This window comes from Treponema primitia ZAS-2 (genome assembly GCF_000214375.1).
Classification (GTDB): domain Bacteria; phylum Spirochaetota; class Spirochaetia; order Treponematales; family Breznakiellaceae; genus Termitinema; species Termitinema primitia.
Window position 1 is genome coordinate 2,392,001 of sequence record NC_015578.1, and the last position, 24,097, is coordinate 2,416,097.

The window sequence follows — 24,097 nt, forward strand, 5'->3', positions numbered from 1 at the left end:
GGAAGAAATGAAGGATATGCTGAGATGACAAGGAGTTAACTCCTTGTCAATTCGGCGTTTTTTGATCATCTTCATAAAAATAACTCCTTGCAATATAAGGAGTTATAAACCTTTCGGTTGTTTTATTAGATCTGTTTTGAACGAAATGCCCTGTTTTGCTTATACTGTGATACCAAAAAACAAGGACAAAGCGGTGGCGGATAATTCTTTTTCGATTACATTGGCAAACAGTATTAACGAGCAGGGCGCGGATTTTCTTGAAACCGGCGCTTTTTGGGATATGCTCGAAAAAGATGCCAATATATCCGTCTCAACGGCTCGGCTCCTCCGCTTCTGTGTTGAGACGGGGTTTCACCACAGGGTGAGCGCCGCAGGAAGCAGCACAGACATACTGCTCATTGCCCGGGAGCTGCAAAAAGACTTTTTTATAGCCCCTGATCCGGCGGAAGCTATACTTACCCTGCTTGTTTCTCTGCTCCGCCCCAATAATCCCGAGCTTCTGCCCGATACAGGGCCTGTTTATGCGGCGGGAATTGAGGACTTGCACCGGCTGCCCCCTCCGGGCAATGCGGCGCCGGAGGATGCCTTTCTTTTTGTAAAGGGCAAATCATTTACCATGGGTAAACCCGGCGGTTCAGGCTATGATCATTTAAAACCTCATAAAGTTACGGTGGGCTCCTTTTATATCTGCGAGTTTCCGGTAAGGCAGAATGAATATTACCAAATCGCGCAGTATAATCCCAGCTACCGAATCGGCGCCGCGCTGCCTGTTACCGGGGTAAGCTGGTACAACGCGGTGGATTACTGCAATAAACGCAGTATCATTGAAGAGTTGCAGCCTGCATATCGTATTGATACCATGCCTGATCCGCAGAATATCCTTGCCTTCGATGCCATCAAGTGGACGGTTAGCTGTAATGCCGAAGCTGACGGATACAGGCTCCCCACGGACGCCGAATGGGAGTGCGCCTATTCGTTGTTTCAAACCGATGAATATACCCGTGAATGGTGTGGGGATCTGTGGCCCGTCAAGATCAACAGCTATCCTCAATTTGCACGTACATGGCACAAGCCCCTGAACTCATGGGACAAGGGCAGCGAATACCCTGCCGGTAACGATGGGCCTTATATCGGTAGTTTAAGTTTCCGCCTGGCAAGGACAGCTTATGAGCAGTAACATCCCTGCAATTGATACCTTTGCGGCAATCCTTGGAGACCTTATCCGCGATAAGGGCGCGGGGGTATTACACAGCCCGCAATTAAAGCCCCTGCTTGCGGACTACACCCGCAGGGAATATAAAAACGAGGTAGCTCTTTTTCTTCGCATACAGGATTCTCCCTGCGCTGAAAAAATCATGGCGGCCTCCCCTTCCGACCTGGACGGCGTCGCCCTCGCTCTGGTTCAGTTTTTGCAGGATGAATATGCGCTCTCAGGTTCTGCTGCCTGTCTTATGATTGGGACTTTGAGTTCAAGTCTGCGCGGAGTAATACCCGCCTCTATCACTGCGACGCCCTCAAATTTGAAAAGCTGGGCAGCAGCACCGCAACTTGCAACGCAGTTTCCCGCGCATAGTTCTGTAAACGGCGGCTTTATACAGATTGCCCCGGGATCATTTATTATGGGCGGAGATTTGCCGGATGTTCCTAAACACAGCGTTGCTGTGGGCGCTTTCGCCATTGCCCAACATCCGGTAACACAAGCGGAGTTTTTTACAGTTATGGGGTATAACCCAAGCTATAGCTACGGCGCGGATCTTCCCGTAGAGGGCCTTAGCTGGTACGAGGCGGTGGAATACTGTAACAGCCGCAGCGTATATGACGGCCTTACCCCTGTGTATATCATTGATAAAACAAAGGAAGCGCCGCCCCTGAGGGTACTCAGTTGGGGGGAGGACCCCTTCAACTGGATTATCAGCGCCGATTCTTCCGCCGATGGCTACCGCTTGCCCTCGGAGGCTGAATGGGAGTATACCTGCCGCGCGGGTACGCTTACCGATTACAACACCGGTACCCGGATACTGTCCCTTGGCGCCGCGTGTATGAAGAGCTGCTGCCCTTCTCCGGTGGGGAGTTTTCCTCCGAATAATTGGGGCTTATACGACATGCACGGTAACATCAATGAATGGTGCAGTAACCGTACTTATGATGGCCGCTGTTATTACCGGGGCGGCTCATACAGGGATAACCCAAATAGTATGCGCTCCTGGAAAAGGGGTGATCCCCAAAGGCCCTGGAGAACGGGCTGTCCGGCTTTTATATGGAGCGCCGATTACACCGACCCGCATGGCGGCTTTATAGGCCCTTACGGGATACGGCTGGTAAAAAACTAAAGGAAAATGCATTTTTACAAGTTCATAAGAGGAGGTATGTGTTATGGAACAGAAGGATAAGGATGAATATAAAAGGTACCGGGATGCCCTGAAAAGAATCGGGCAAAAAAAGACCCTGGTCCTTATTGATTCACACACCATGTTTCGGGAATTGTTTGTCTCCTGGCTGATAAAGACCGGGGAGCGTTTATGGCAGACCTATGATTTTTCATCGGGCAGCGAAAAATTAGCCGCCTTATTTGAAAAAAAGCCCCCGGATTATATTTTGCTCAGAATGGATTTTGATATGAAGGAGGCGCTTGATTTTCTTTCCCTCATTGAAAAGCAAAATACTAAAGCACGCACTGTGGTTTATTCGGACAACACCGATTATACCCATGTACGGGCTGCGTATTATGGATCATCCGGCGGTTTTTTGAGTACCAATGAAACAACAAAAGATATCCTTCACTGTTTTTCAGCAGTTGAATATGGGAACAAATACATAGACGTGCATAATGCACAAAAAATGGCGGATGCTGCGGAAAAAGTAAAGTCTTTGCTCAAAAAAGAGCAGGAAGTATTCACCCTTGTGCAGCAGGGTTTTTCCAACGCCGAGATGGCGGCCCAGCTTGGCATCGGCAAACACAGTGTGGAAAATTATTTGAGCGCCTTATACACCAAGTTCGGTGTGGAAAACCGCAAGAATCTGGAAACTTTGTAAAGGAAGGGAGAAAATGAAAAAGAGCGGTATAAACGAAAAAGAATATCCTTCAGGCAAGACACTCAAAACCTGCGCCCTGAAAACGGTTAAGGTGGGAGAAAAACTCGGCGAAGGCGGACAGGGCGCGGTGTACCGGGTCAGTTACGACGGCAAGCCCAAGGCCCTCAAGTGGTATTTTAGCGGCAGGATAAGTTCGCCGAAAAAATTCTATGAGAACCTTGAAAACAACATTAAAAAAGGCGCCCCCAACGCCGCGTTTTTATGGCCCCTGGATATTACTGAACCAGGCGCCGGGGCCGTAAATAGCGGCACCTTCGGCTATATAATGGATCTGCGGCCGGAAGGGTATAAAGACTTTTCACGGTTTTTACTGGCAAAAGAAAAATTTGCAAGCCTTACCGCCCTTACCAACACGGCCCTTCAAATTGTGGAAGCCTTTCGGGAGCTGCACAATTCCGGCTACAGTTATCAGGATCTGAATGACGGCAACTTTTTTGTCAACCCTAAAACCGGGGATGTGCTTATCTGCGACAATGACAATGTGGCCGAGTACGGCAAAAACTTAGGCATCGCCGGTAAATGCCGTTACATTGCGCCGGAGATCGTTCTGGGCAAAGCGCTGCCCAGCGTACACACCGACAAGTTTTCCCTTGCGGTGGTACTGTTTCTGCTCCTTATGTACAATCACCCCCTGGAAGGGAAAAAGGCATTCCCGCCCTGTATGACCGAGGCACTGGAACGAAAAATTTACGGCGAAGAGCCGGTGTTTATTTTTGACAGCGAGGATGATTCAAACGCTCCCCTGCCGGAAATCAACAACAATGCGATAAAACGCTGGCCCCTGTATCCGGCATATATACGCGAAAAATTTTGCGAAGCCTTTAGCAAGAAAGCATTGGGCGATCCTTCATTCAGGGTTATCGAAAAAGACTGGCTCAAGGTTTTTATCCGTCTGCGCAGTGAAATTTACAAGTGCGATATCTGCGGCAATGTCTTTTTTGCCGATCCGGTCAAAAGTACCTATTGCCCTGACTGCCGAACGGAACATCTTTTCCAGCGGCATATTGAATTGCCCAAATGGGATATCGCGGTGCACAAACGTACACGCCTGTACGCCTGCCACACTGAATTGGACAGTGATGATTTTAAGACCCTTACTGCAGAAATCACCGTGAACGAAAGCGGAGGGTTTGAACTGAAAAACCTTTCCAAAAAAACATGGCTTGTGATAGATGCTAAGGGCAAACAGGTATCAAGGGGTATGAATAAAACTGTACCCATGGAAAAGGGAACGCAGATTGTATTCGGTAATGTTACCGCAGCAATCTTATAGGAGGATTTGAAAAATGGGTTTAAATGACGCGGTGGAAGCAATTCCACGAAAAACAATGGTACTGTTTTTCCTGATAGACACATCGGGAAGCATGTCGGGGTCGAAAATCGGCGCGGTAAATGCCGCCATCGAAGAAGTCCTGCCGGAATTGCGGGATCTTTCCGCATCAAACGCCGATGCGGAGGTGAAAATAGCGGCCCTGGAATTCAACAATACCGCTCTGTGGATTACCAAAGATAATCCCGTCAAGGTTGATGATTTTCGCTGGACCTACCTTGATGCAGCGGGCTCTACCTACCTGGGCGATGCATGTCTCCAGTTAAACGACAAGCTTTCGACCAAATCATTTATGCGCGAAGCCTCAGGCTCCTTTGCGCCGGCAATTTTCCTGCTTTCCGATGGTGAGCCCACTGACAACTTCGACGGGGGCCTTGCGGAATTGCAAAAAAACAACTGGTTCAAGGCGGCAATAAAAGTAGCCGTCGCCATAGGGGACGATGCTAACAAACTTGAATTGGCAAAATTTACCGGCTCCATGGAATCGGTACTGGAAGTACACAACGCGGTTATGCTCCGCAAAATGATACGTTTTGTGAGCGTCCGCTCTTCTCAGGTTGCAAGCAAAAGCGTGCAGATAAAAACGCCAGCCGCAACGCCAATGCCAACGGCAGCTCAGACAGCGGCTTCAAACGTACCATCCGCTCCTGTTTCGCCTGCCCCCCAGGCTCCGGCGGAAACCGGCGCAAAGCAGCAGGATTTGAACGAACAGCTTAAGGAAATTGCAGCGGAAGCGGCAAATGCCGGTGATGAGGAATGGTGAAAAAATTGCTCCGCAATTTTTTCTTGGAGTTTGCTTCGCAAACTCCACAGTGGGGGTGGGGAGTGAATTTATGATGATGTACCAGGCTTTTAGCTGTTCGGTCATAGGGGCAAGCCATGCAAAAAGCGGCAAACCTTGCCAGGATTATTCGCTGCATTATGCGGACAAAAATGTGGTTATCGCCGTTGTCGCCGATGGGCACGGAAGCGCCGCGCATTTTCGCAGCGACCGGGGCGCCCGTATCGCCTGCGAATGCGCAGTTAAGTTCATAGCCGCGTTTGCGGAAAAATACGGAGGGAATTTAGGCGAATCGGAATTGCCGGAGCTGGCACGGAACATCGCTTCTGAATGGGACAAACGGGTTGCCGGGGATTGGGAAAAAGATCCGCCCGTAGGGCTGAGTGAAGAACAGGCGGCAGGGGATTCAGAGGAGCCCGAAAAATCTAAGAACCCCAAGGATATTCTGAATCCCCGGGACCCTCCGGATAGCCGAAACCCACGGGAGGCCTACGGATCAACGCTTATTGCAGCGGGGGTAAGCCGCAGCGGCTGGTTCGGCCTGCAAATCGGGGATGGTAAATGCGCGGTCCGTTACGCTGATGGCGATTTTTTGCAGCCCATTCCCTGGGACGAAAAATGCTTTCTCAATGTAACGACTTCCCTGTGCGATACTGATCCGGGTTCGGAATTCCGGTATTATGCAAGCCGCAAAATTCCTGCCGCGCTGTTTATTGGTACTGACGGTGTGGATAATTCGTATCCGGTTCATGAAAACGAAAAACATCTGAACGGGTTATACAGCATTATTGAGGATAATTTTTCTAAGGAAGGTTTTAAAAAAGGATTAATGGAGCTATGCGATTTTTTGCCTGTTCTTACACAAAAAGGCAGCGGTGATGATGTGTCGATTGCCGGTATAGTGAGGGTAAACCCCTAAGGAGGATAGTATGGCAAGAGGCTTAACTTTTTTAATACAGGGAATATCATATAGCGCAGCGCCTGAAAAAATTGACCGAAAAAAACTCTACGGCAGACAGGAGACCCAGGCTATTGCACGGGACGACAGTGTTTGTTCACTGGTTTCAATGGATGAAAGCAGCGGCCTGATCCTGCCAAAAGGCGGCATAGGCATGGGAAACCTGTCATCCATGGGTGAATGGGTGGAACGTTCAACCCTGAAAACCGTTGCCCTTGATGGCAGTGAACTTGGCTTGCACAAGTCCAGCTATGACGGATCAATTACGATAGAACAAGCAGTTACCCCGGAAGTGTTTCTTAATCATACAATTAAGACAATTTACAAACTTCCGGTTCCGCCTGAATGTATTGCGGCGGTGGGGAAAAGTATTTATACATTTCCTTACAATTACCGTGATTCTTATGAACAGGAGACCGCATTTCTGCTTGTATCAAACAACACTCTTTTTATGCTCACCGGTTACGAGGCTTCCTTTGCCATGCTCACACTGGAACAAAATGCTATGCTTGGGGACATGGAAACCGAAGATATTGATGAAGAATCAGACAGCGAAATTGATTTTTCATTCCGTTAAAAGGAAAGGATATGCGTTTAATCAATATTACCAACGAAAAGCAGCGTGACGCAAAGGTAGCCCTGGAACCTTTCCCGTACCGGCAGCGTACCAAGCTGGTGATGGCCGATGGCACGGAAAAACAAAGCGTGCAGTTTATTAAAACAACAACAAGTTTCGAAGCCCTCATTTCCCAACACGGCTCACTTGACGCTGTGGGGGAGGCCCTCATTTCAGGGGACAGGGAAATCGATTTTGAACAGGTGGGACGGTTTCTGCACAAAACGGTTAAACTCTATGTGCATACAAACGGCGATATGGCTTATATGTTTAACCTTGTGCAAACCCTGTTCAATAAAGAAGGTGAGGAAATAGAACGGCGGAACCTTTCAAAACAGGCGGCAAATATCGCGTCCGAAATTCCCATACGCTGGACGGGGAAACAGATCCCCAAGGATGAAGCTATCCGGCGTTTTGTGTTTACCCGCAATTACCAGCTGCGCCATACCTCGGGCCTGAGTTACGACTTTCTTTTCGATATGGCACGGCAATTACATACGCAAAACACCCTGCTTTTGGTGGGTGGTGGTAAATCCGGCGCCGAGCCTATTGTGCTCAGCCTGGGCGGGACGCCCTATCGAGGATTTTTGGAAGGGCGTATAGAGGGCGAACCCGCCGGAACTGCGTATTGCCTGATTCTGCATTTGAGCAATATGGAATTAAAGGATATATAAGCCATGTCATTACTTAATTTGGCCGAAGCATTACCGCGCAAAAGTACGGTTATTTTTCTTATTATTGATACTTGTATGCCCGATCTTAAGAGGAACACCCTGGAAACTGCTATCACCCAACTGCAATCCTGCCTGCAAGACTTATCTGAGACCAGCAGCGAAACTTGCCTTGAAACAGATTTACTGTACTATGAAGGTGAGCGGGGATTTTCTGCAATGTGCGATACCCTGGGGGGCAAACTTTCCACAAAAACTTTTTTGAAAAACCCCCAGGGCTATTATCCGCCGGTGATCGTGCTTTTTTCTGCAGGAAGTTCCGATTCCGGCAACTTTGCCGAAACCGAATCGGCCCTGGTAAAACTCCACGCAAACAACTGGTGGAAAGCCGCCGATATTTCGGCGGTGGCAATAGGCAAGGCATGCAATCGTGATTTCCTCGGTCACTGGGCTAGCAATGCCGAACTGGTACTTGACGCGAACACCCCTTCGTGCCTGGAACGTATCGTAAAGTCGATTAACGCACCGCGCTTTTCCCGGGTTTATAATAGTGTTGAGGATTTAACGCCTCCTGAAATGGACAAAGACAGACAAGTGCCGTCTGAATATTCACAGCAGGCAGTAGATTACAAAAAGAATATATCGAAAAATTTTGTGCCCCTTAACCCTTCCCAAATAGAAGACAGGCTTTATGGGAACGAATTTTTTGTTACCAGGAAATATGATGGCCTCTTAACCCTGCTCTTTTGGGAAAATAACGGCGGAACAGGGGACGGAAAACTCACCATTGTTAATTCAAGCGGCAAAACCCTGGATTCCTCATTGCCCTGCGCCGCTGCGGCCGCATCTTGTTTTAGCAGGTCGAAAATACAGAGCGCTATAATTGCTGCGGAACTCTACGCCGATGAATCGGGCGGCAGAACAAGGGTGACGGACGCCTTGTCTGCACTGGCGGAAAAGGGCGATCACAACCACCTCCGGCTCGCCCCCTTTGATATTGTGTCTCTTGATGACGTTCAATGGCAGGGAGAAAACTACGGCCAAACCCATGTGCAACTGGGATACATCTTTACTGACACCCAATTCGTGTACCCTGTCAGGCATACGGTTTGCCATAACAAATTCGAAGTGCAAAGCATATTTACCGAATGGGTTGAAGGTGAAGGCAGCGAAGGGCTTGTGGTGCGATCCGGGAAAACCGGCCTTTACAAGATAAAACCCCGTCAAACCATAGACGCAGCAGTAGTAGGCTTTTCCGAGGCGGACGGCGGTGGCGCGGTACGAAGCCTACTCTATGCGCTTATGAAAAAAGAAGACGGCGAAGCGGATCAATATCAAATAATAGGGCGCACCGGGAACGGCTTGACAACGGAACAGAAGAAATCCCTTTACAGCCGCCTTATGGCGCAGAAAATTCCGTCAAATTATGTGGAAGTTGATTCAAATCATGCGGCGTTCCACCTTGTTAAACCTGAATTGGTAGTAGAACTGTCTGTCAATGATGTACTCACCGAAAATGCCGCAGGGCTAATCCGTAATCCCCTGCTTGCTTTACAGAAAAGCGGCCTGAACAAAATCGGCGCCGCCCCCGGCTATAGTTTTGTATCCGCAGTTATTGAGCGGTTCCGGGATGACAAGAAAGTAAACCCTGTTGATCTGCGCCTGTCCCAAATTCCGGTACAAACCGCGCTGTCCCCAACAGTTATGTCGTTGCCCACCGAAACTGCGCCCTCAAAAGTACTGTTCCGGCGGGTGTATAAAAAGGAATCATCCTCTATGATGGTACAAAAATATGTAGTATGGCGTACAAATAAAGGGGGAACGCCGGATTATCCATCCTTTGTTTTTTCGTATACCAATTTTAGCGCAGGCCGTGCAGAACCTCTGTCCATCGAGGTACGTATATCGGAAAGCGAAGAACAAATCATGGCTCTATGCCGGCGCTGTATCGAAAAAGAGGTAAAGACCGGATGGATGCAGATTGGGTAATAGCGACAAAGGAAACGGGGGAGTTTCACCCCGCTTCCTTTGTGATATATTAATAAAACTATATTGATATTTTTTTATGTCTGTTGTTTTTTACAAGGACATTTTCACTGCACAAAAAACTTCAGGCGGCCTTTTTTTTAAGTGACAGCCAGTACAGCAAGCCCACCATGCCTGCGCCACCTACGATATTGCCCAGAGTTACCGGGAGGAGGTTTTTGTAAAAGAAAGTTCCCCAGTTAAGATTTGCCAAAGCATCTGCCGCTACATGGGAAGCTTCCACCCAGGCCGGGTTCGCTTTTGCCCAGATACCCGCAGGAATATAATACATATTGGCTACCGAGTGCTCGAACCCGGAAGTGATGAACAAACAGATGATGAAAAAGATAGCCAGGATTTTGCCGGTCAGGTCTTTGGAGCCGTAGGAAACCCATACAGCCAGACACACCAGCCAGTTACACATGATCCCTAAGAAAAATGCCGAGTGGAAAGGCAGAGCCGTCTTATATGCGGCGATCTTGATAGTCTGGCCGCCAAGAACATTGGCACCGCTGTTAAAGAGCCCGGATTCCTTCATCATGTAGGCAATGAACAGACTCCCGATGAGGTTGCCGATGTAGACCACCAGCCAGTTGCACAACAGTTCCCGGACCTTGATCTTCCGGTCCAGGGCAGCCACGGCGATCAGGGTGTTGCCGGTAAACAATTCGCCCCCGGCCAATACCACCAGCATCAGCCCGGTACCGAACACCGCGCCGGCCAACACTTTACCAAGCCCGTAGGTGTTCGGGTCCGCAAAGAGGTTGAAGGCAGCCATGTTGGATCCCTCGGAGGCAAATGCAATAAAGACTCCCGCCAGGAATGCCAGGATTAGTTCCTGAAACAGGTTTCGTCGGACCTTGGTGACCCCGGCATCGCTGGTGTACGCTAAGATTTCAGCAGGTGAACGTGCTTCCATAGATAATACCCCTTTAAAAAAATAGTTTAAAAAAAACCTCTGCCTTCCACAAGCGGAGAGGAATGCAAGAAGACAGAGGCCAAGGAACAAAGAAATTGCGCGTTCTGCATTGCCCGACCGGACCACCCGTGCCAGACTCCATTCCTATAAAAACCGAAAAACAGGGCACAGCCATGGTGATGGATATGCACACATCCTCCCTGGATAGGAAAAAAACAAAAAACAGGCTGTTATAAAGAAACAACTTTTCAGACTAACCCACGAGCCTTAAAAAAAACGCAACCATATATCAAAGTCTCCTGGCTTATGGGCTCCGGCTACTCACCGGACATTTCCATCGGCCTTCCCAGTCGGATTTTAGTCTGGCCAGTGACCGTTAATGATGGAAAACCCACTCACAGTTACGGGATAGCGGAGGAATCTCAGTCAATACCGATCACCTCCCTTCCTTTGAAATATACTAACTGAAATCTACAGTAGCCCTGCCATTCTGTCAAGCGGAATTTTTCTTGTTGAATTTTTCTTGTTTTGATTGATTTTTTGGATTGTTTCTTATTTATGGTATTATTTTTACAGTGCTTGTCCCGCTTCAGTACGGCTGATCCTTAGATGATACCAGCTATTCCCCTGGCTATTCATTCCCGCTTCTATTGACCGCAGCCCATGCTACCCGGAGCATTAGGCGAACGCCATCATTCCTCTGTGAGGAGAAAAGTACGTACAGTTGTCACCCAATCTTTGTTTTTTGAAAAAAAACGTCCCCGTAATTGCTTACGAGGACTAGAAATACCTTTGAGCCGCGCCTGATTCGAACAGGCGACCCACGCCTTAAAAGGGCGTTGCTCTACCTACTGAGCTAGCGGCCCGGGTTCAAGTACTTTACCCGGTTACACAGGTAAAAGTCAAGGCTCTGAAAGGGAATTTTCCGGCATTTTTGGAAGCGCCACCGCGTCAAAGTGGGTATCCGGAGGCGCCGGTTCCAGGATGCGGCAGCGAAGGACGCTTCCCGGGGAAAGGGGCGGCTGATCCGCCTCCAGGGGTAATTTCAAATGTAAGTAATTTTCTGATAAAGCGCTTACAAAAGAAGTACACCCTTGAGATTCCATAGTGACAGGGCTTTCCTCCACAATGGCATCCACGGTTTTTCCGGCCTGGCGGCTGATGTAGGCGGCGCGGCCTTGGCGGGCCAGGGCGATTAGGGCTTCCACCCGGCTGACCGCTTCCCGCTCGGGGATATGGTCCTTGAAAGCGTAGGCTGGTGTGCCGGGACGGGGGGAATAGGGGAAGGCGTGGATCCAGGCAAAGTCGGCTTTTTGGCAAAGTTCACGGGTTTTCTCAAATTCAGCGGGGGTTTCTCCGGGAAAGCCTGTGATGATGTCGCAGGCCAGGAAGGGGTCGTCCCGCAGGGACCGGAGGCGGCGGATGGCGCTTTCCACGGCTTCCGGACCGTAGGGGCGGCGCATACGCTCCAGGACCAGGGGGCTGCCGGACTGGACCGACAGGTGAAAATGGGGACGTATGCGATCATGGGCCAGGACCCGGAGAAAAGGCTCGGTCAGACAGTCCGGTTCAAGAGAGGAAAGGCGAATTGCGATGGTCCGGGTATTTGCCAGAAGGTACTCCAGCAAGTCCCCCAGACTTGTACTCTGGGAACCTGTATTCGCCTCGTACTGGTTGAGGTTTACCCCGGTGAGTACCGCTTCGCCATGGCCTGAAGCCTCCAGTTCCCGGAGCCGGGACAGGACGGTTTCCGGGTCCAGGCTGACGCTGGGGCCCCGGGCAATGGAAACCCGGCAATAGGAACAGGCGTGATTACAGCCGTCCTGGATTTTCAGGAAGGGCCGGGAATGAAACGAAAACTCCTTTACATTAAACCGGAAGGCCGGCGGGAGGGGCAGATCCGGGACGGCCCAGGGCACGCCGGCAAGGCGCGGCGGCTCCGGGATGGTGCCGGGTACAGCGGCTGAGCGTGGTGGCTCCGGCGCAGCTCCGGGGGCGGCGCTGGCCGCCGGCTGGCTCGGCTCCGGCGCGGCGGCAGTATTCCCTTTTAGACAAGTTTCCAAAAGCCGGGACAGTTCCGCCGGGGACAGAGGATCCGGCGAGGCGTCGTGGGAAACTTCGTTGCAAGTTACGCGCAATTGACGGGGCAGGTCCAGGAGAAGGCTCTTATTGTCCCCGCTTACCACAAAGAGGCGCCGGGGAGATGCAGTCTCCAGGGCGGCGATGGCTTCTGCCTCCACCTGGGCATAGCAGCCGGTGACAATGACACAGCCCTGGGGGTGATCCTTCAGGGCTTTTCGGATCAGGCGCCGTGCTTTCTGCTCTGACTTAGAGGTAACCGTGCAGGTGTTGATCAGCGCTAGGGCGGGAAGACCCTGGGCTTCGGCGGCTTCATCGGCAGCGGCATCCCCGGCGTGGACCGGGAAGCCCTCCCGGCGGAAGGATTCGGCGATGGATTCGCTTTCAAGCTGATTCAGCTTGCAGCCCAGGGTGTGGATTTCGACGGATACCATGAATTTAGCGGATGGCCATGGCTGCCCGGGTACGGTCCAGGCCCCGGCGGGCATCAGAATACTGGGCATTCAGGGCCAGGGCCTGTTCATAGGCGTAGACCGCCTCCTGAAGCTCCCCGGCGTTTTCCCGGGCGTAAGCCAGACGGGTCCACCAGGCGGCGTTTCCCGGCATATAGTGGACCGCCGTGGAAAGGGCTATGTCGGCGTGGCGGAAGCGGCCCAGGCGAATGTAAATCTCCCCAATAAAATAGTAAACCATATCGATACGCCCCCCCTCGGGGGCAAGGTTGATGTACTCCTGAAAATACTGAAGCCCATCGGCATTCCGACCCTGGTAATAGCTTATTTCACCCAAAATTTCCACTATCCGCTGATCATAACGGCTAATATCCCAGCCCAGCCGGGCATAGTTCAGAGCTTCTTCGTATCTGCCCAGGCTGATAAGGCTCCAGCAAATCACCACATGGGCATCCAGATTGTTGCGGTATTCGGCGATTTCATTTTTACAGATGCTCACGGCGCTTTCATAATTGCGGTTACGGTACTCAAGCAGGGCATCGGGACGGGTTTGGGCAAAGGTCTTTGCCGTAAAAAGGAGCATTAAAAACAGTCCCCCGCTGAAAAAAAACGCCTTCATCCCTTGTTATTCCGCATTTTCCGGGTTAGTCCGTTCTGTCATGGTACAGCGCCCATTAAACAGGCAGCCGGTTTCCATAAAAACCTCCGGGGCGCTGACATTACCCTTCAATTTTCCGGTTACCGCGACCTCTACCTTTTCCGTGGCCGTGATATCCCCCGTAACAGAGCCTCTGATTATCACCCTGGGGGCGTTAATATTGGCTTCCACCACCGCCCCTTCATCAATAACCAGGAGCCCATGGGCTTCTATCTCCCCGGAAAGTTTCCCCCGGATGAGAAAAGGCTTCTCAAAACTCAGGGTGCCGGAAAAATGAATATCCTCGGACAAAATTGTATCAAAATCCTCATCTTCGAGGCTATCATTATGCACATCGGTCATTGGTATACTCCAATCTTAATAATTACCCGCGGATTGCCCTCCCGTCAATAGCCCAGGAATTGAGGCGCTAAGAGAAACCGCTTCTTCGACTCCTATCACTTAGCCTTTTTTCCCCTTGCGTGTTCCCCGCTTACGGGGTAAACTGGTCTATAAGCGTTTTTGAACCAATTTAAACCAAAGGAGTACATATGAACTTTGTAAACGACATGCGCCAAAAGGCCAAGACCCTGCAAAAACGGCTGGTGCTGGCCGAGGGGACCGAGCCCCGGACTATCAAGGCTGCCCGGATCATTTTGGACGAAAAACTGGCCGCTTCGGTGACCCTGGTGGGCAAGGAATCGGACATTCAGGCAGTTGCCGAAAATGAAGGGGTCAATTTAGGGGGGATTAACATCATCAACCCCCTGGTTTCCCCCCTGGCGGGCAAATATGCCCAGGAATACTACGAACTGCGGAAACACAAGGGCATGACCGAGGAACAGGCCAAGAAAGAGATGGGCCACTTCCTGCGCTGGGGGGCCATGATGGTCCACCTGGGTGATGCAGACGCCATGGTAGCCGGCGCGGAAAGCGCCACCGCGGACGTGCTCCGGGCAGGGCTTGCCATTATCGGCACCATCCCGGGCTCCAAGACTGCCTCCTCCTGCTTTGTGGTGCAAACCACCGATAAAGCCTGGGGGGTTGACGGTACCCTGATCTTCTCGGACTGTGCGGTGGTCCCGGACCCCACGGCGGACCAGTTGGCTGATATCGCCATCAGCGCCTCCCAGTCTTGCAAGGAATTCCTCGGGGTTGACGCGGTGATAGCCCTGCTCTCCTTCTCAACCAAGGGTTCCGGCGGGGATCACCCCAATGTGCTCAAAGTGCGGGAAGCCCTGGAAAAGGTAAAGGCCAAAGCCCCGGCCCTGGTAATCGACGGTGAAATCCAGGCCGACGCAGCCCTGGTCCCCTCGGTGACCGACAAAAAAGCCCCGGGCAGCCCCATCCGCGGTAAGGTGAACACCCTGGTATTCCCCGATCTGGGCTCCGGCAACATCGGCTACAAACTGGTACAGCGCCTGGGCAAGGGCGAAGCCTTCGGCCCCTTCCTCCAGGGTTTCGCCAAACCCATCAGCGACCTTTCAAGGGGCGCCTCGGTGGAAGACATCGTGGTAACCTCGGCGGTTACATTGGCACGGGCGAAGTAATTAGAAAAGGTACGAAAAGAAATTAACGGGGAGCCGGCTTGGACTGATGTCCGGGCCGGCTCTTTTGTTGACAATTAGGTGGGTGTATAAAAAGGCTATCGTTCCGTACCTGCTTATTCCAATGCGTTTTCTATGGCCTTCAAAATAACTTTGCTGCTTGCGGTAGCGCCGCTCACAGTGTCAACTTCCACACTTTGTTTTGCTAAAACCGTCTCAATGATCTTTTCGGCTTTGCTTCCCCGGCCATTAAAATGTTTTATAATGGTTATGTTTGTCAGGGCGGTATCCTTTACTTCCACGTCCAGGATAACCGACACCGGGAACGCCTTATAGCTGCCCCTGTAGGCGCCATCTGCTTTTCCCTGCAAATCCGGCATAAGGGGCTGTAGTTTATCAAACCTGCTGGCGCATCCGCTAAGGGCAGCAAGTAAAACTAAAATCACGCCCAGGGCTCCTGTTGATTTTTTCACAGTATTTCTCCTCATTCTTTTTCCAACTGAAACTGCGTTGCAATTTGCGCTGCCGCCAGTATGGCTGCGGGCACCGCGTATGGAGAGCATGACACATAATCTATCCCCGTGTCCATACAAAACCGAATCGCCGCCGGGTCTGCGCCCTGTTCACCGCAGAGCCCGCAGACCAGGTCCGGGCGTGTAAGGCGGCCCCGATCCACCGCCAGGACGATGAGTTCCTTTACCCTTTCGTCCAGCACACTAAAGGGGTTGCCTTCCAAAAGATCGAAGCGGGAATAGGCGGGCAAAAAACCGACCGCATCGTCACGGGAAAGGCCCAGGGCGGTTTGGGTCAGGTCGTTGGTACCGAAGCTGAAAAACTGCGCGTATCCGGCAATGTCCCCGGCTCCCAGGGCCGCTGCGGGCAGCTCGATCATAGCGCCGATTCTATAGGGGATAGGTTCAGCATTTTGCTCCCAGTGTACCGCTTCCTCAGTGTCCGCAATGCCGGGGAAACGGTCTCCCTCGATTTTTTTGCCCCAGGCGATGAGTCTGAATTCCCGGGGGTTCATCACCAGGGGGACCATGATTTCCAGTCGGGATTCTATCCCCTCTTTCCGCAGGGCTTGGGCCGCTTCAAAAATTGCCCGGGCTTGCATGGCGTAGATTTCCGGATAGCTTATGGCGATGCGGCAGCCCCTATGGCCCAACATGGGGTTGCTTTCCCGCAGCGCGTCGATCCGGGCCCGGAGTTCTCCGGGCGAAGGGGAGGGTTTTCCTCCGGCCCGCAGGTACCCTGAGTAGGATTCCAGTTCTTCCCCGGTGCGGGGCATAAATTCGTGGAGCGGGGCGTCAAGAAGCCTGATGCACACTTCCTTCCCGGCCATGATCCTGAGTATGCCGGTAAAATCCTCCCGCTGCATGGGGAGGATTTTTTCCAGAACCAGTTTCCGATCCTCCGCCGAAATAGCCAGGATGAGTTCCCGGAAAAGGTTGATCCGTTCCGGGGCAAAGAACATGTGCTCGGTGCGGCAAAGGCCGATGCCCTCGGCGCCCAGGGCCAGGGCCAGGGCGGCTTCCCGGGGGGTTTCCACATTGGCCCGGACATGGAACTTTTTTAGCATCCCCTTTGCCAGGGCTATGTATTCCGAAAGCTCATCGGTGACAGCCCGGGGGATCAGTTCCCCTTCGCCCAGGTACACCGAAGGCGGGCCGGAATAGGGCACGTTCAGGGTGATGGTATCCCCCTGGGCGAATTCCAGATCCCCTAGAACCGCTCCGGTCCCGTTGATCCGCAGTTCCGGGGCGGTCAGGGCCGGCTTGCCGTACTGACGGGCCAGCACCGAGGCATGGGCCGAGTAGCCCCCTTCTGCGCTGAGCACCCCCTCTGCGGCCTCAATGGCCGGCACATCCCCGGCAAAGGCGGCGTTCAGGACCAGGATGCACCTGCCGTCTTCCCCGTTTTGCAGGGCCCGCTTCCGCTCTTCCAACAATGCGGCGGCGCTGAAATAGGCTTTGCCTACCACTGCCCCTGCTGAACCGGCAAGGCCGCCGCTCCAGCAAGGAAGGGAGCTGAGGCTTGCGGGAACCAGGGCCGGGCGGAGCAGTTCATTGAGCAGATGGGGACTCAGGGCCCTGAGCGCCTCGGCCTTACTAATACTGTGCCGCCTTTCCCGGTCCAGGATCAGGGCGAGTTCCTCCTGGGGGGAACGCTGTTCCGCACCAGTGGCGCCGCCCTCCCCCTCCCGGGTAAGCCCAGGGGGGTTAAAAAAACTATTTGAATCCATCACAAATCAGCTCCTGGACCGAACAGTTTTAGTAAGGTCCCGGGAGAACCCCGGAGAAAGGGCTCGAAACGGGGGCTTGCCCCTTCGGCCAGGTAACGCCGGAGTTTAGCCACATCTTTTATACCCTTCCCCGCCACAGCAAAATTGATCCCCCCCCCGTGTTTCACCTTCCCCCACTGAAAAAGGGAATTGATATCCAGGATGCGCTCATCTTCGTAGTAAAGGTACACTTCCAGTTCAGGGTATGCGGCCCGGTAAGAAGCGATGATCCGTTTCCAGGCTTCCACATTGCCATTATGGAAAAGGTCGTTGGTTACCGTCACTATATACCGGGGACTCAGGGTTTTTTGCGGCAACAGGGATGCTGTTGTTTCCACCGGAAGCCGTTTCGGGGATCGATTTCCCGACCCGCCGCCTTTTACCGCCGGCGCCCGCTTCGGGGACCGCGCACCCGCTTTTTTTGCCGGCCCCTGATAGAGCGCCGGGGCAATTTCCGGAAGGCTGCCCTGAAAAAGGGCAAGGGCGGTTTTGGCTGCGTTCAGGAGAAAATCCTCCCCCCCAGGCTCAGCCCCGGTAGCTTCGGTTCCGGCAAGCCCGGGGACGGACCCAGCGGCATCAGACCCGGCCCCGGGACTGCCCGCATAGATCACCAGAAGTTCGTGTTTTGCCAAAACTCCCAGGGCGGCCAGGGGTTCCTCCTTTTTCGGGTTAACTACCAGGGGGCCCAGCTCAGGGTGGTGATAAACGGCGGTCAATTCTACGGCCTGCCATTTGGCAAATTCCCCTGCCAGGGCCGGGGCCAGGGATTGCAGGTCCCTGGCTTCGTTAAGGTTTGCCGAAACCGCCTGGTAACCCCTTTTATCAATAAGCAGGGTCCGCAGGATCGCCTGGGTCTGCCAGGGTTCCCCCCCAGTCACCGGGAGTATGTCAGCGAGCTGTTCCCCGGCATCCAGGGCGTCAAGAATTGCCAGGGTCTTTTTTATATGCCGCACCCCAGCATTAAATCCGGATCTGGTGGAAAGATCAGGGGGGTTGTCTATTGTTTTTATTGGAGGGACTGGGTTACAAGTTACCATTTATAAAAATTCCTATATCTTTGAAAAAAAGTAAAGCCTTTTTCCATCATTCCCCCCTTCCGCAACTGTATATTTTTTAATAAACTAAAGGTATGTGTCAAAAGATTGTGGATTTTATCAATAGAAATGAATCCTTCGTTCTCACCACCCATGACACCCCTGACGCGGACGGTATTGGGGCGGAAATTGCCCTGGCCTATGTTTTGAAGCAACTCAAGAAAAAGGTGCATATTATCAACGCTTCGGCGGTCCCTGAGCATTTCCGTTTTCAGGACCCCCGGGGTATAAGCAAAGTCTGGGACCCGGAAAAACACGGGGATTTACCCGGAAAATCGGTTCTAATCATCCTTGATACCTCTGACGAATTCCATATTGGAGCCATGAAGGATATCATCCCCCGCTTTCAGGCGTTTATGGTTATCGATCACCATGAATTGAACCCCCACGCAACCATGGAAGGGTACATCGATCCCAGCGCCGCCGCAACCTGCCAGATGGTCGTGGAAATCGCCACTGCCTTCCGTATTACTCTGGACAGGGAAAGCGCCGTGGCAGCCTATGCGGGGCTCAACTATGATTCGGGTTCCTTTGCCTATTCAAAAACCACGGCCCGTACCTTTGCGACAGCCAAGACACTGGTGGAAGCGGGGGTTAAACCCTATGAGATTTACGGGGAACTGAACGAAAGCGCCACCACCAGTTCTTTGCTCCTGCAAAGGCAGGTCATGTCCACCCTGGAGCTTTTTTGCCAGGGCAGGGTCGCGGTACAAATACTCAGAAAAGAGGACCTAAACTCCACGGGGGCCCGTTTTGAGGATGCGGAAACCTTCATCAATATTCCCCTAAAAAGCCGGGATATCCTGGTTTCCATTCTTATCAAAGAAAACAGCGAAGGGCCGGTCCGCTGTTCCCTGCGGTCAAAGGGAAAGGTGAACGTTTCTAAAATAGCCCAGCAGTTTTCCGGCGGGGGCCATGCCCTGGCAGCGGGGTTCCGCAGCGATCTGAATATCGAGAAAACCCTGGAACAGGTTCTGGGAAAGGTAGAAGCCGCACTGGAACTGTCAGAGAAACCGTCGGCAGAAAAAGTATGACCAGAAAATTTATAAAAACCCTGACCTTGGTAATTTTTCTGTTCACCGCCATAGGGATCGCCTACCTATACCTAAAGCCGGAGACCTTTTTCCACATCCAGAGTAAAAAGCAGTATCAGACCAAAATCGTGCTTCCCCAGGACCCGGAATTAGCCGGGTATAACGGGGGCAGTGATGTGGAGCGTATGGTTTACGAAGACACCATGAATGCCAAGGTTGCCCTGAAGGAAGGGGAAGCCATGGTAGCTGTCCTTACCCAGGATTTGGATGGGGACATGGTTGATGAACAGATCCTGGCCTACCGGAATGTCCTGGAAATGGACAGCCCCATTACCGTTACCTATGTAGACTTTGACGATACCATAGGCGGATACCGCATACTCTGGAGCGCCGCCACCGCGGTCACACGTCCGGGAACTGCATCGATCTATACCCAGGATCTTATCGGGGACCGCAGTCTCTGTATCCTGGTTAGCGGCATGAACAGCGCCGGTGAGCAAACCCTGACAATTTTCCACGGCATGCCCCAGGAAATACCCCCTGAGGAGGCGATCTTCTCAAAAATCGCCGAGCTGAAGATAGACGGATCCATTCAGGTTCAGGAAGCGGAACGTACCCAGGCTTATCAGCTCGGGCTTGCCCGGGGGCAGAGTTTTACCCTGGCCTCCTATGGCCGGGATTCGTTTTCCACCAACATACTGGATCAGGTAGAGACCATCTACACCTTTAATTCAAGCAGCGGCATTTACGAGCAGGAACGGGTAAACCGGATTCCTGGTTCCCAGATTGAGCAACGCCGGGTACGGGAACTCTTAAACGGGGGCAAAGAGGAATTTGAAAAATTCGTCACCGGACTATGGTATTACGTGAGCCCCCAAGGGACCTTGGACAACAGGCAGTATATCTATTTTGATCCCCCCAGCCGGGAGATCATTTTCTACGGCGAAGAAATACAGCAGGTCTTTACCTGGCAGAATTCCAGCGCCACCCGGCACGGGCTCTATGTTTCCAGTCAGAATATTTCGGTCACCACCCTCAGGCGTTTCCTGGATATTGAACTAGAATCCCTGGACAGCATACGGGTAAAGGTCTTTGAAGATGTGCGGCTGAAGATCTACGTCACTGCCCCCTGGGACGGCTCTTACCGGAAAGCCGGCTCCATGGACACCGCCGCGGTCAAGACGGAAAATTTGACCCTCCCCTATATCGACGCCTCCTTTGACGGATCCATCGGCAGAATGGCCTTTTCCTCCGATGGCAGCTACACCCTGTATTCCGGCGGCGCCATTCAGAAGCGGGGAAAATACGCCTTCTTTATGCTGGACAACCAGGAACTACTGGAACTGCGCCCCCAAAGCAACACCGGGCTCGTCCACGAAACCTACCGGGTCGAGCGCAATGGAAGCTCGGAAAACATTACCCTGGTCAGGATACGCCTGGGAACCCGGGGGATACAGGAACTGCATGAGGCGGCCATCTCCCTGGCGAAGATTAGCGTCTAGCGGTGAAGAGCCATCTTAGGTTTATGATTAACTGTGCTGGGGTAGTGACCGGGGAGGGAGGGAAATTCGCCCCTCCCCCTAACCTGTAGAGTCTGCCTTCGTCAGCCCCGCTTTGCGGGTCTGCTCCGGCAGGGAATTCCAGAGACGGGGGAGGGGCGAATTTCCCTCCCTCCCCTGCCTTTATCTCGGTATAGTTACCCTAAGCGATTGCTATTCACATGGGTGGGGGGCATTAAACAGTTGTTATACATAGCTGACGAAGGGGAATTCTACAGGTTAGGGGCAGGGGCCATCCCCACCCCTCCCGGCGAATAAGCCTCCCCTATTTTTCCCCGGAACTATAGCTTGAGCGCCCCCATTGTGTTATTATTAATACAGCAGACATGAGAAGCGCTTTCCAAATCTCCGGTTTTGAAAGGGACTCATGGTTCTTACCAAAATCGGGAGGCTTCTTTTGTCAAAAGGTTTAACCCAGCGGGCCCATCGTATATTGACCATCGACGCTCAGGAAGAGGCGCGTCACTTTAATTCGGATCAGCTCCTGCCGGAACATGTGGTAATTGCCCTGCTCAAAGAAGGGGCGGGTATAGGCTGCAAAGCCCTGATGTTCCTCAGAATCGATTTACAGGAATTCCGGCATACCCTAGAAAATGAAATTACCCGGATGAGCGGGCTTCTGGTGTACGGGGACGTTCCTCCTTCCAAACGAACCAGGGCCTTGCTGGAAAATGCCGCCGAAGAAGCCCGGACCATGGGCAATGATTATATTGGCACGGAACACATCCTCTTTGCCGCCATGCGTGAACAGGATTCACCGGTGCAGCTGTACCTGAACCAGCGGGCGGTGGATACAGATATGCTGCGGGTGGTGGTACAGACCACCTTTAGCCACGGCAGCGGACCGGAGGATGATTTTCTCCCCCCGGGCAAGATGTCCGGGGCGCCTGAAGGGTACCAGTCCCCCTTCCTCCACAGCCGGGGCTCCGGGGGCTTTCCGCCGAAACCCGGTGAGGAAGCCAGGCGTTCCCGGCCGGACCGGGTGAAACCGGTAAACTACCCTCCCCTCAGCGCCACCCCTACCCTGGATGAATACTCCCGGGACCTGACCGCTTTGGCAAAACTGGGCAAACTGGATCCGGTGATCGGTAGGCGGAAGGAAATCGACCGGTCGGTGCGTATCCTGGCCCGGCGGACCAAAAACAACCCGGTCCTGGTGGGTGAACCCGGGGTGGGAAAAACCGCCATCGTGGAAGGCCTGGCCCAGCTCTTTTCCGGGGAGGATATCCCGGAAGCTCTGGCGGGAAAACGGATCCTCTCCCTGGACCTGGGCTCCGTGGTTGCGGGAACCAAGTACCGGGGGGAATTTGAGGAACGGCTCAAAAAAATCATGAAGGAAATCGCTGCCGCCCGGAATGTGATCCTCTTTATTGACGAGATCCATACGATTATCGGGGCCGGGGGCGCCGAGGGAACCATTGACGCCTCGAATATGCTCAAGCCCGCCCTTTCCCGGGGGGATATCCAGTGCATAGGCGCCACCACATTGGGGGAATACCGGAAGCACTTTGAAAAAGATGCGGCCCTGGAACGGCGTTTCCAGGCGGTGCAGGTGAATGAACCGGACACCGATGAAACTCTAAAGATACTCAAGGGCATTCAGAAAAAATACGAGGACCATCACCGGGTGACCTACACCCCCGAATCGGTGTCCGCCGCAGTGCGCCTGGCCCAACGCTACATCATAGGCCGGTTTATGCCCGATAAGGCAATCGACATCATGGACGAGGCTGGGGCCATGCGGAAACTGGAAGCGGGAAGCCATCCCCCGGAAGTTTCGGAAATCGAAACGGAAATACAGCAGCTTACCAACGAAAAAAGCGCCCTGGTTTCGGTCCAGGATTATGAACGGGCCGCAGGAATCCGGGACCGGGTACGGAGCCTCAGGCTGCGCCTGGAGTCCCTCAGGGATGCCTGGGAGCGGTCCTCCCGGGAAGAGCGGATGGTGGTGGACGAAGGGGATATGAGGCGGGTAGTTGCTGAAACCACCGGGATACCCCTGACCAGGATGGAAGAGCAGGAGTCCAGGCGGCTCCTGCGTATCGAGGAGGAGCTTCACAAGGAAGTGGTGGGCCAGGACGAAGCGGTAAAGCGCATCGCCTCATCCATACGCCGTTCCCGGGCGGGGATTTCCTCACCCAAGCGGCCCATGGGATCCTTCATCTTCCTGGGCCCCACGGGGGTGGGCAAAACCCTCCTGGCAAAACGGCTTTCCGAATACCTCTTCGGCAACGAGGATTCCCTGGTCCGCATCGATATGTCGGATTATATGGAAAAACACAATGCCTCCCGGCTGGTGGGGGCGCCCCCGGGCTATGTGGGCTACGAGGAAGGGGGCGCCCTGACCGAGCGCATACGCCGCAACCCCTACCGGGTGGTACTCTTTGACGAAATTGAAAAGGCCCATCACGATGTGTTCAACCTGCTTTTGCAGGTGCTGGAAGAAGGGGAACTCAAGGACCACCTGGGGCATACGGTAAATTTCCGGAACACCGTGATCATCATGACCAGCAATGCCGGGGTGCGGGAGATTTCCCGGGATTCCCAGCTGGGCTTTGCCTCGGAGACCGGGATCATGAGCATTGAGGAGATCCAGAGCGCCGCCCTGGCTGAATTGCGCCGGCTTTTCAACCCGGAATTTATCAACCGGGTGGATGATGTGGTGGTCTTTCACTCCCTGACAGAGGAACAGGTGGCGGCCATCCTGGACTTGCAGGTAGGGGAACTTTCCCAGCGGCTTGGGGAACAGGGCTACGGAATAGAAGTGCTGCCTGAGGCAAAAAAAATTCTGATTGAACAGGGCTGGGACCCCAAATACGGGGGCCGTCCCATGCGCCGGGCCATCCAGAAAGAGCTGGAGGACCCCTTGTCACTATTGCTGTTGGAAGGGAACTACCCCTTCGGCTCACTGTTTGTAGCGGATGCTCAGGATGGCAAGATAAGCCTCAGGCCCGCAGCAAAAGCCGGCGGCGGGCAGATGGTAACAGAGGATGTGCTGCCTGTGACCAGGTGAGAACCTCA

General features: G+C 53.0%; 20 protein-coding genes, 1 tRNA gene and 1 riboswitch. Of the genes, 13 read left to right on the plus strand and 8 right to left on the minus strand.

Annotated elements, in window-relative coordinates; translation table 11 throughout:
- The first annotated feature begins 145 nt into the window (after positions 1 to 145).
- From TREPR_RS10460 to TREPR_RS10500, 9 genes are all read left to right on the plus strand, one after another.
- Positions 146 to 1,177, plus strand: a complete 1,032-nt coding sequence (locus tag TREPR_RS10460) for a formylglycine-generating enzyme family protein (RefSeq protein ID WP_148257454.1) — start codon at positions 146 to 148, stop codon at positions 1,175 to 1,177.
- Positions 1,167 to 2,330, plus strand: coding sequence for a formylglycine-generating enzyme family protein (locus TREPR_RS10465; RefSeq protein ID WP_015708284.1), 1,164 nt, complete (start codon positions 1,167 to 1,169; stop codon positions 2,328 to 2,330). Before TREPR_RS10460 ends, TREPR_RS10465 begins: the two co-directional genes overlap by 11 nt.
- A gap of 43 nt (positions 2,331 to 2,373) precedes the next feature.
- Complete coding sequence (locus TREPR_RS10470) at positions 2,374 to 3,033, plus strand: response regulator transcription factor (protein ID WP_015708285.1); 660 nt, start codon at positions 2,374 to 2,376, stop codon at positions 3,031 to 3,033.
- A gap of 13 nt (positions 3,034 to 3,046) precedes the next feature.
- Entirely contained in the window at positions 3,047 to 4,366 is a 1,320-nt protein-coding gene (locus TREPR_RS10475) for a protein kinase domain-containing protein (RefSeq protein WP_015708286.1), read from the plus strand.
- Positions 4,367 to 4,379: 13 nt separating this feature from the next.
- Positions 4,380 to 5,186, plus strand: coding sequence for a vWA domain-containing protein (locus TREPR_RS10480; protein WP_015708287.1), 807 nt, complete (start codon positions 4,380 to 4,382; stop codon positions 5,184 to 5,186).
- Positions 5,187 to 5,256: 70 nt separating this feature from the next.
- A complete protein-coding gene (locus TREPR_RS10485; RefSeq protein ID WP_015708288.1) occupies positions 5,257 to 6,123 on the plus strand; it encodes a PP2C family serine/threonine-protein phosphatase in 867 nt (288 codons plus the stop codon).
- 10 nt (positions 6,124 to 6,133) lie between these two features.
- Positions 6,134 to 6,739 (plus strand): hypothetical protein, encoded by a 606-nt coding sequence (locus TREPR_RS10490; protein ID WP_015708289.1) that lies wholly within the window; start codon positions 6,134 to 6,136, stop codon positions 6,737 to 6,739.
- Positions 6,740 to 6,750: 11 nt separating this feature from the next.
- A complete protein-coding gene (locus TREPR_RS10495) occupies positions 6,751 to 7,452 on the plus strand; it encodes a hypothetical protein (RefSeq protein ID WP_015708290.1) in 702 nt (233 codons plus the stop codon).
- Positions 7,453 to 7,527: 75 nt separating this feature from the next.
- Positions 7,528 to 9,438, plus strand: coding sequence for an ATP dependent DNA ligase (locus TREPR_RS10500; RefSeq protein ID WP_245534720.1), 1,911 nt, complete (start codon positions 7,528 to 7,530; stop codon positions 9,436 to 9,438).
- Positions 9,439 to 9,559: 121 nt separating this feature from the next.
- Here the strand turns inward: TREPR_RS10500 and TREPR_RS10505 are convergent, their stop codons facing one another.
- The 5 genes from TREPR_RS10505 to TREPR_RS10525 form a co-directional block, all read right to left on the minus strand.
- Positions 9,560 to 10,393 carry a formate/nitrite transporter family protein gene (locus TREPR_RS10505; RefSeq protein ID WP_015708292.1) on the minus strand — a complete coding sequence of 278 codons (834 nt, stop codon included), beginning with the start codon at positions 10,391 to 10,393 and terminating at the stop codon, positions 9,560 to 9,562.
- 272 nt (positions 10,394 to 10,665) lie between these two features.
- A riboswitch (cobalamin riboswitch) is annotated at positions 10,666 to 10,881 on the minus strand.
- 305 nt (positions 10,882 to 11,186) lie between these two features.
- Positions 11,187 to 11,259 (minus strand) — tRNA-Lys (locus TREPR_RS10510).
- Between the two features lie 36 nt (positions 11,260 to 11,295).
- A complete protein-coding gene (mtaB, locus tag TREPR_RS10515) occupies positions 11,296 to 12,975 on the minus strand; it encodes a tRNA (N(6)-L-threonylcarbamoyladenosine(37)-C(2))-methylthiotransferase MtaB (protein WP_148257291.1) in 1,680 nt (559 codons plus the stop codon).
- Entirely contained in the window at positions 12,911 to 13,507 is a 597-nt protein-coding gene (locus TREPR_RS10520) for a tetratricopeptide repeat protein (protein WP_174269884.1), read from the minus strand. The genes mtaB and TREPR_RS10520 overlap by 65 nt, the downstream gene beginning before the upstream one ends.
- A 42-nt stretch (positions 13,508 to 13,549) precedes the next feature.
- On the minus strand, positions 13,550 to 13,924 hold the full coding sequence (locus TREPR_RS10525) for a bactofilin family protein (protein ID WP_015708295.1): 375 nt from the start codon (positions 13,922 to 13,924) through the stop codon (positions 13,550 to 13,552).
- A 188-nt stretch (positions 13,925 to 14,112) separates the two neighbouring features.
- On the opposite strand from TREPR_RS10525, the gene pta reads away from it, so the two are divergent.
- Entirely contained in the window at positions 14,113 to 15,111 is a 999-nt protein-coding gene (pta, locus tag TREPR_RS10530) for a phosphate acetyltransferase (RefSeq protein ID WP_015708296.1), read from the plus strand.
- Between the two features lie 113 nt (positions 15,112 to 15,224).
- Here the strand turns inward: pta and TREPR_RS10535 are convergent, their stop codons facing one another.
- The 3 genes from TREPR_RS10535 to TREPR_RS10545 are packed head-to-tail and all read right to left on the minus strand — an operon-like array spanning position 15,225 to position 18,426.
- Positions 15,225 to 15,581, minus strand: coding sequence for an FMN-binding protein (locus TREPR_RS10535; protein ID WP_015708297.1), 357 nt, complete (start codon positions 15,579 to 15,581; stop codon positions 15,225 to 15,227).
- A gap of 11 nt (positions 15,582 to 15,592) precedes the next feature.
- Positions 15,593 to 17,350 carry a putative PEP-binding protein gene (locus tag TREPR_RS10540; RefSeq protein WP_015708298.1) on the minus strand — a complete coding sequence of 586 codons (1,758 nt, stop codon included), beginning with the start codon at positions 17,348 to 17,350 and terminating at the stop codon, positions 15,593 to 15,595.
- Positions 17,350 to 18,426: a hypothetical protein gene (locus TREPR_RS10545; protein ID WP_015708299.1), complete on the minus strand. Its 1,077-nt coding sequence runs from the start codon at positions 18,424 to 18,426 to the stop codon at positions 17,350 to 17,352. Before TREPR_RS10545 ends, TREPR_RS10540 begins: the two co-directional genes overlap by 1 nt.
- Before the next feature lie 92 nt (positions 18,427 to 18,518).
- On the opposite strand from TREPR_RS10545, the gene TREPR_RS10550 reads away from it, so the two are divergent.
- The 3 genes from TREPR_RS10550 to TREPR_RS10560 all read left to right on the plus strand — a co-directional run bounded on the left by TREPR_RS10550 (position 18,519) and on the right by TREPR_RS10560 (position 24,089).
- On the plus strand, positions 18,519 to 19,517 hold the full coding sequence (locus TREPR_RS10550) for a DHH family phosphoesterase (protein ID WP_015708300.1): 999 nt from the start codon (positions 18,519 to 18,521) through the stop codon (positions 19,515 to 19,517).
- On the plus strand, positions 19,514 to 21,019 hold the full coding sequence (locus TREPR_RS10555; RefSeq protein WP_015708301.1) for a pallilysin-related adhesin: 1,506 nt from the start codon (positions 19,514 to 19,516) through the stop codon (positions 21,017 to 21,019). Before TREPR_RS10550 ends, TREPR_RS10555 begins: the two co-directional genes overlap by 4 nt.
- Before the next feature lie 454 nt (positions 21,020 to 21,473).
- Positions 21,474 to 24,089 (plus strand): ATP-dependent Clp protease ATP-binding subunit, encoded by a 2,616-nt coding sequence (locus TREPR_RS10560; protein ID WP_015708302.1) that lies wholly within the window; start codon positions 21,474 to 21,476, stop codon positions 24,087 to 24,089.
- The last annotated feature ends 8 nt before the right edge of the window (positions 24,090 to 24,097 follow it).

Excerpts from the sequence above, each read along its gene's own strand:
- TREPR_RS10525 (WP_015708295.1), bottom strand. The coding sequence starts at position 13,924 with ATGACCGATGTGCATAATGATAGCCTCGAAGATGAGGATTTTGATACA.
- TREPR_RS10470 (WP_015708285.1), top strand. The coding sequence starts at position 2,374 with ATGGAACAGAAGGATAAGGATGAATATAAAAGGTACCGGGATGCCCTG.
- TREPR_RS10545 (WP_015708299.1), bottom strand. The coding sequence starts at position 18,426 with ATGGTAACTTGTAACCCAGTCCCTCCAATAAAAACAATAGACAACCCC.
- TREPR_RS10465 (WP_015708284.1), top strand. The coding sequence starts at position 1,167 with ATGAGCAGTAACATCCCTGCAATTGATACCTTTGCGGCAATCCTTGGA.
- TREPR_RS10485 (WP_015708288.1), top strand. The coding sequence starts at position 5,257 with ATGATGATGTACCAGGCTTTTAGCTGTTCGGTCATAGGGGCAAGCCAT.
- TREPR_RS10550 (WP_015708300.1), top strand. The coding sequence starts at position 18,519 with ATGTGTCAAAAGATTGTGGATTTTATCAATAGAAATGAATCCTTCGTT.
- TREPR_RS10520 (WP_174269884.1), bottom strand. The coding sequence starts at position 13,507 with ATGCTCCTTTTTACGGCAAAGACCTTTGCCCAAACCCGTCCCGATGCC.
- TREPR_RS10475 (WP_015708286.1), top strand. The coding sequence starts at position 3,047 with ATGAAAAAGAGCGGTATAAACGAAAAAGAATATCCTTCAGGCAAGACA.
- TREPR_RS10460 (WP_148257454.1), top strand. The coding sequence starts at position 146 with ATGCCCTGTTTTGCTTATACTGTGATACCAAAAAACAAGGACAAAGCG.
- mtaB (WP_148257291.1), bottom strand. The coding sequence starts at position 12,975 with ATGCCCAGTATTCTGATGCCCGCCGGGGCCTGGACCGTACCCGGGCAG.
- TREPR_RS10490 (WP_015708289.1), top strand. The coding sequence starts at position 6,134 with ATGGCAAGAGGCTTAACTTTTTTAATACAGGGAATATCATATAGCGCA.
- pta (WP_015708296.1), top strand. The coding sequence starts at position 14,113 with ATGAACTTTGTAAACGACATGCGCCAAAAGGCCAAGACCCTGCAAAAA.
- TREPR_RS10480 (WP_015708287.1), top strand. The coding sequence starts at position 4,380 with ATGGGTTTAAATGACGCGGTGGAAGCAATTCCACGAAAAACAATGGTA.
- TREPR_RS10500 (WP_245534720.1), top strand. The coding sequence starts at position 7,528 with ATGCCCGATCTTAAGAGGAACACCCTGGAAACTGCTATCACCCAACTG.
- TREPR_RS10540 (WP_015708298.1), bottom strand. The coding sequence starts at position 17,350 with ATGGATTCAAATAGTTTTTTTAACCCCCCTGGGCTTACCCGGGAGGGG.
- TREPR_RS10555 (WP_015708301.1), top strand. The coding sequence starts at position 19,514 with ATGACCAGAAAATTTATAAAAACCCTGACCTTGGTAATTTTTCTGTTC.
- TREPR_RS10505 (WP_015708292.1), bottom strand. The coding sequence starts at position 10,393 with ATGGAAGCACGTTCACCTGCTGAAATCTTAGCGTACACCAGCGATGCC.
- TREPR_RS10495 (WP_015708290.1), top strand. The coding sequence starts at position 6,751 with ATGCGTTTAATCAATATTACCAACGAAAAGCAGCGTGACGCAAAGGTA.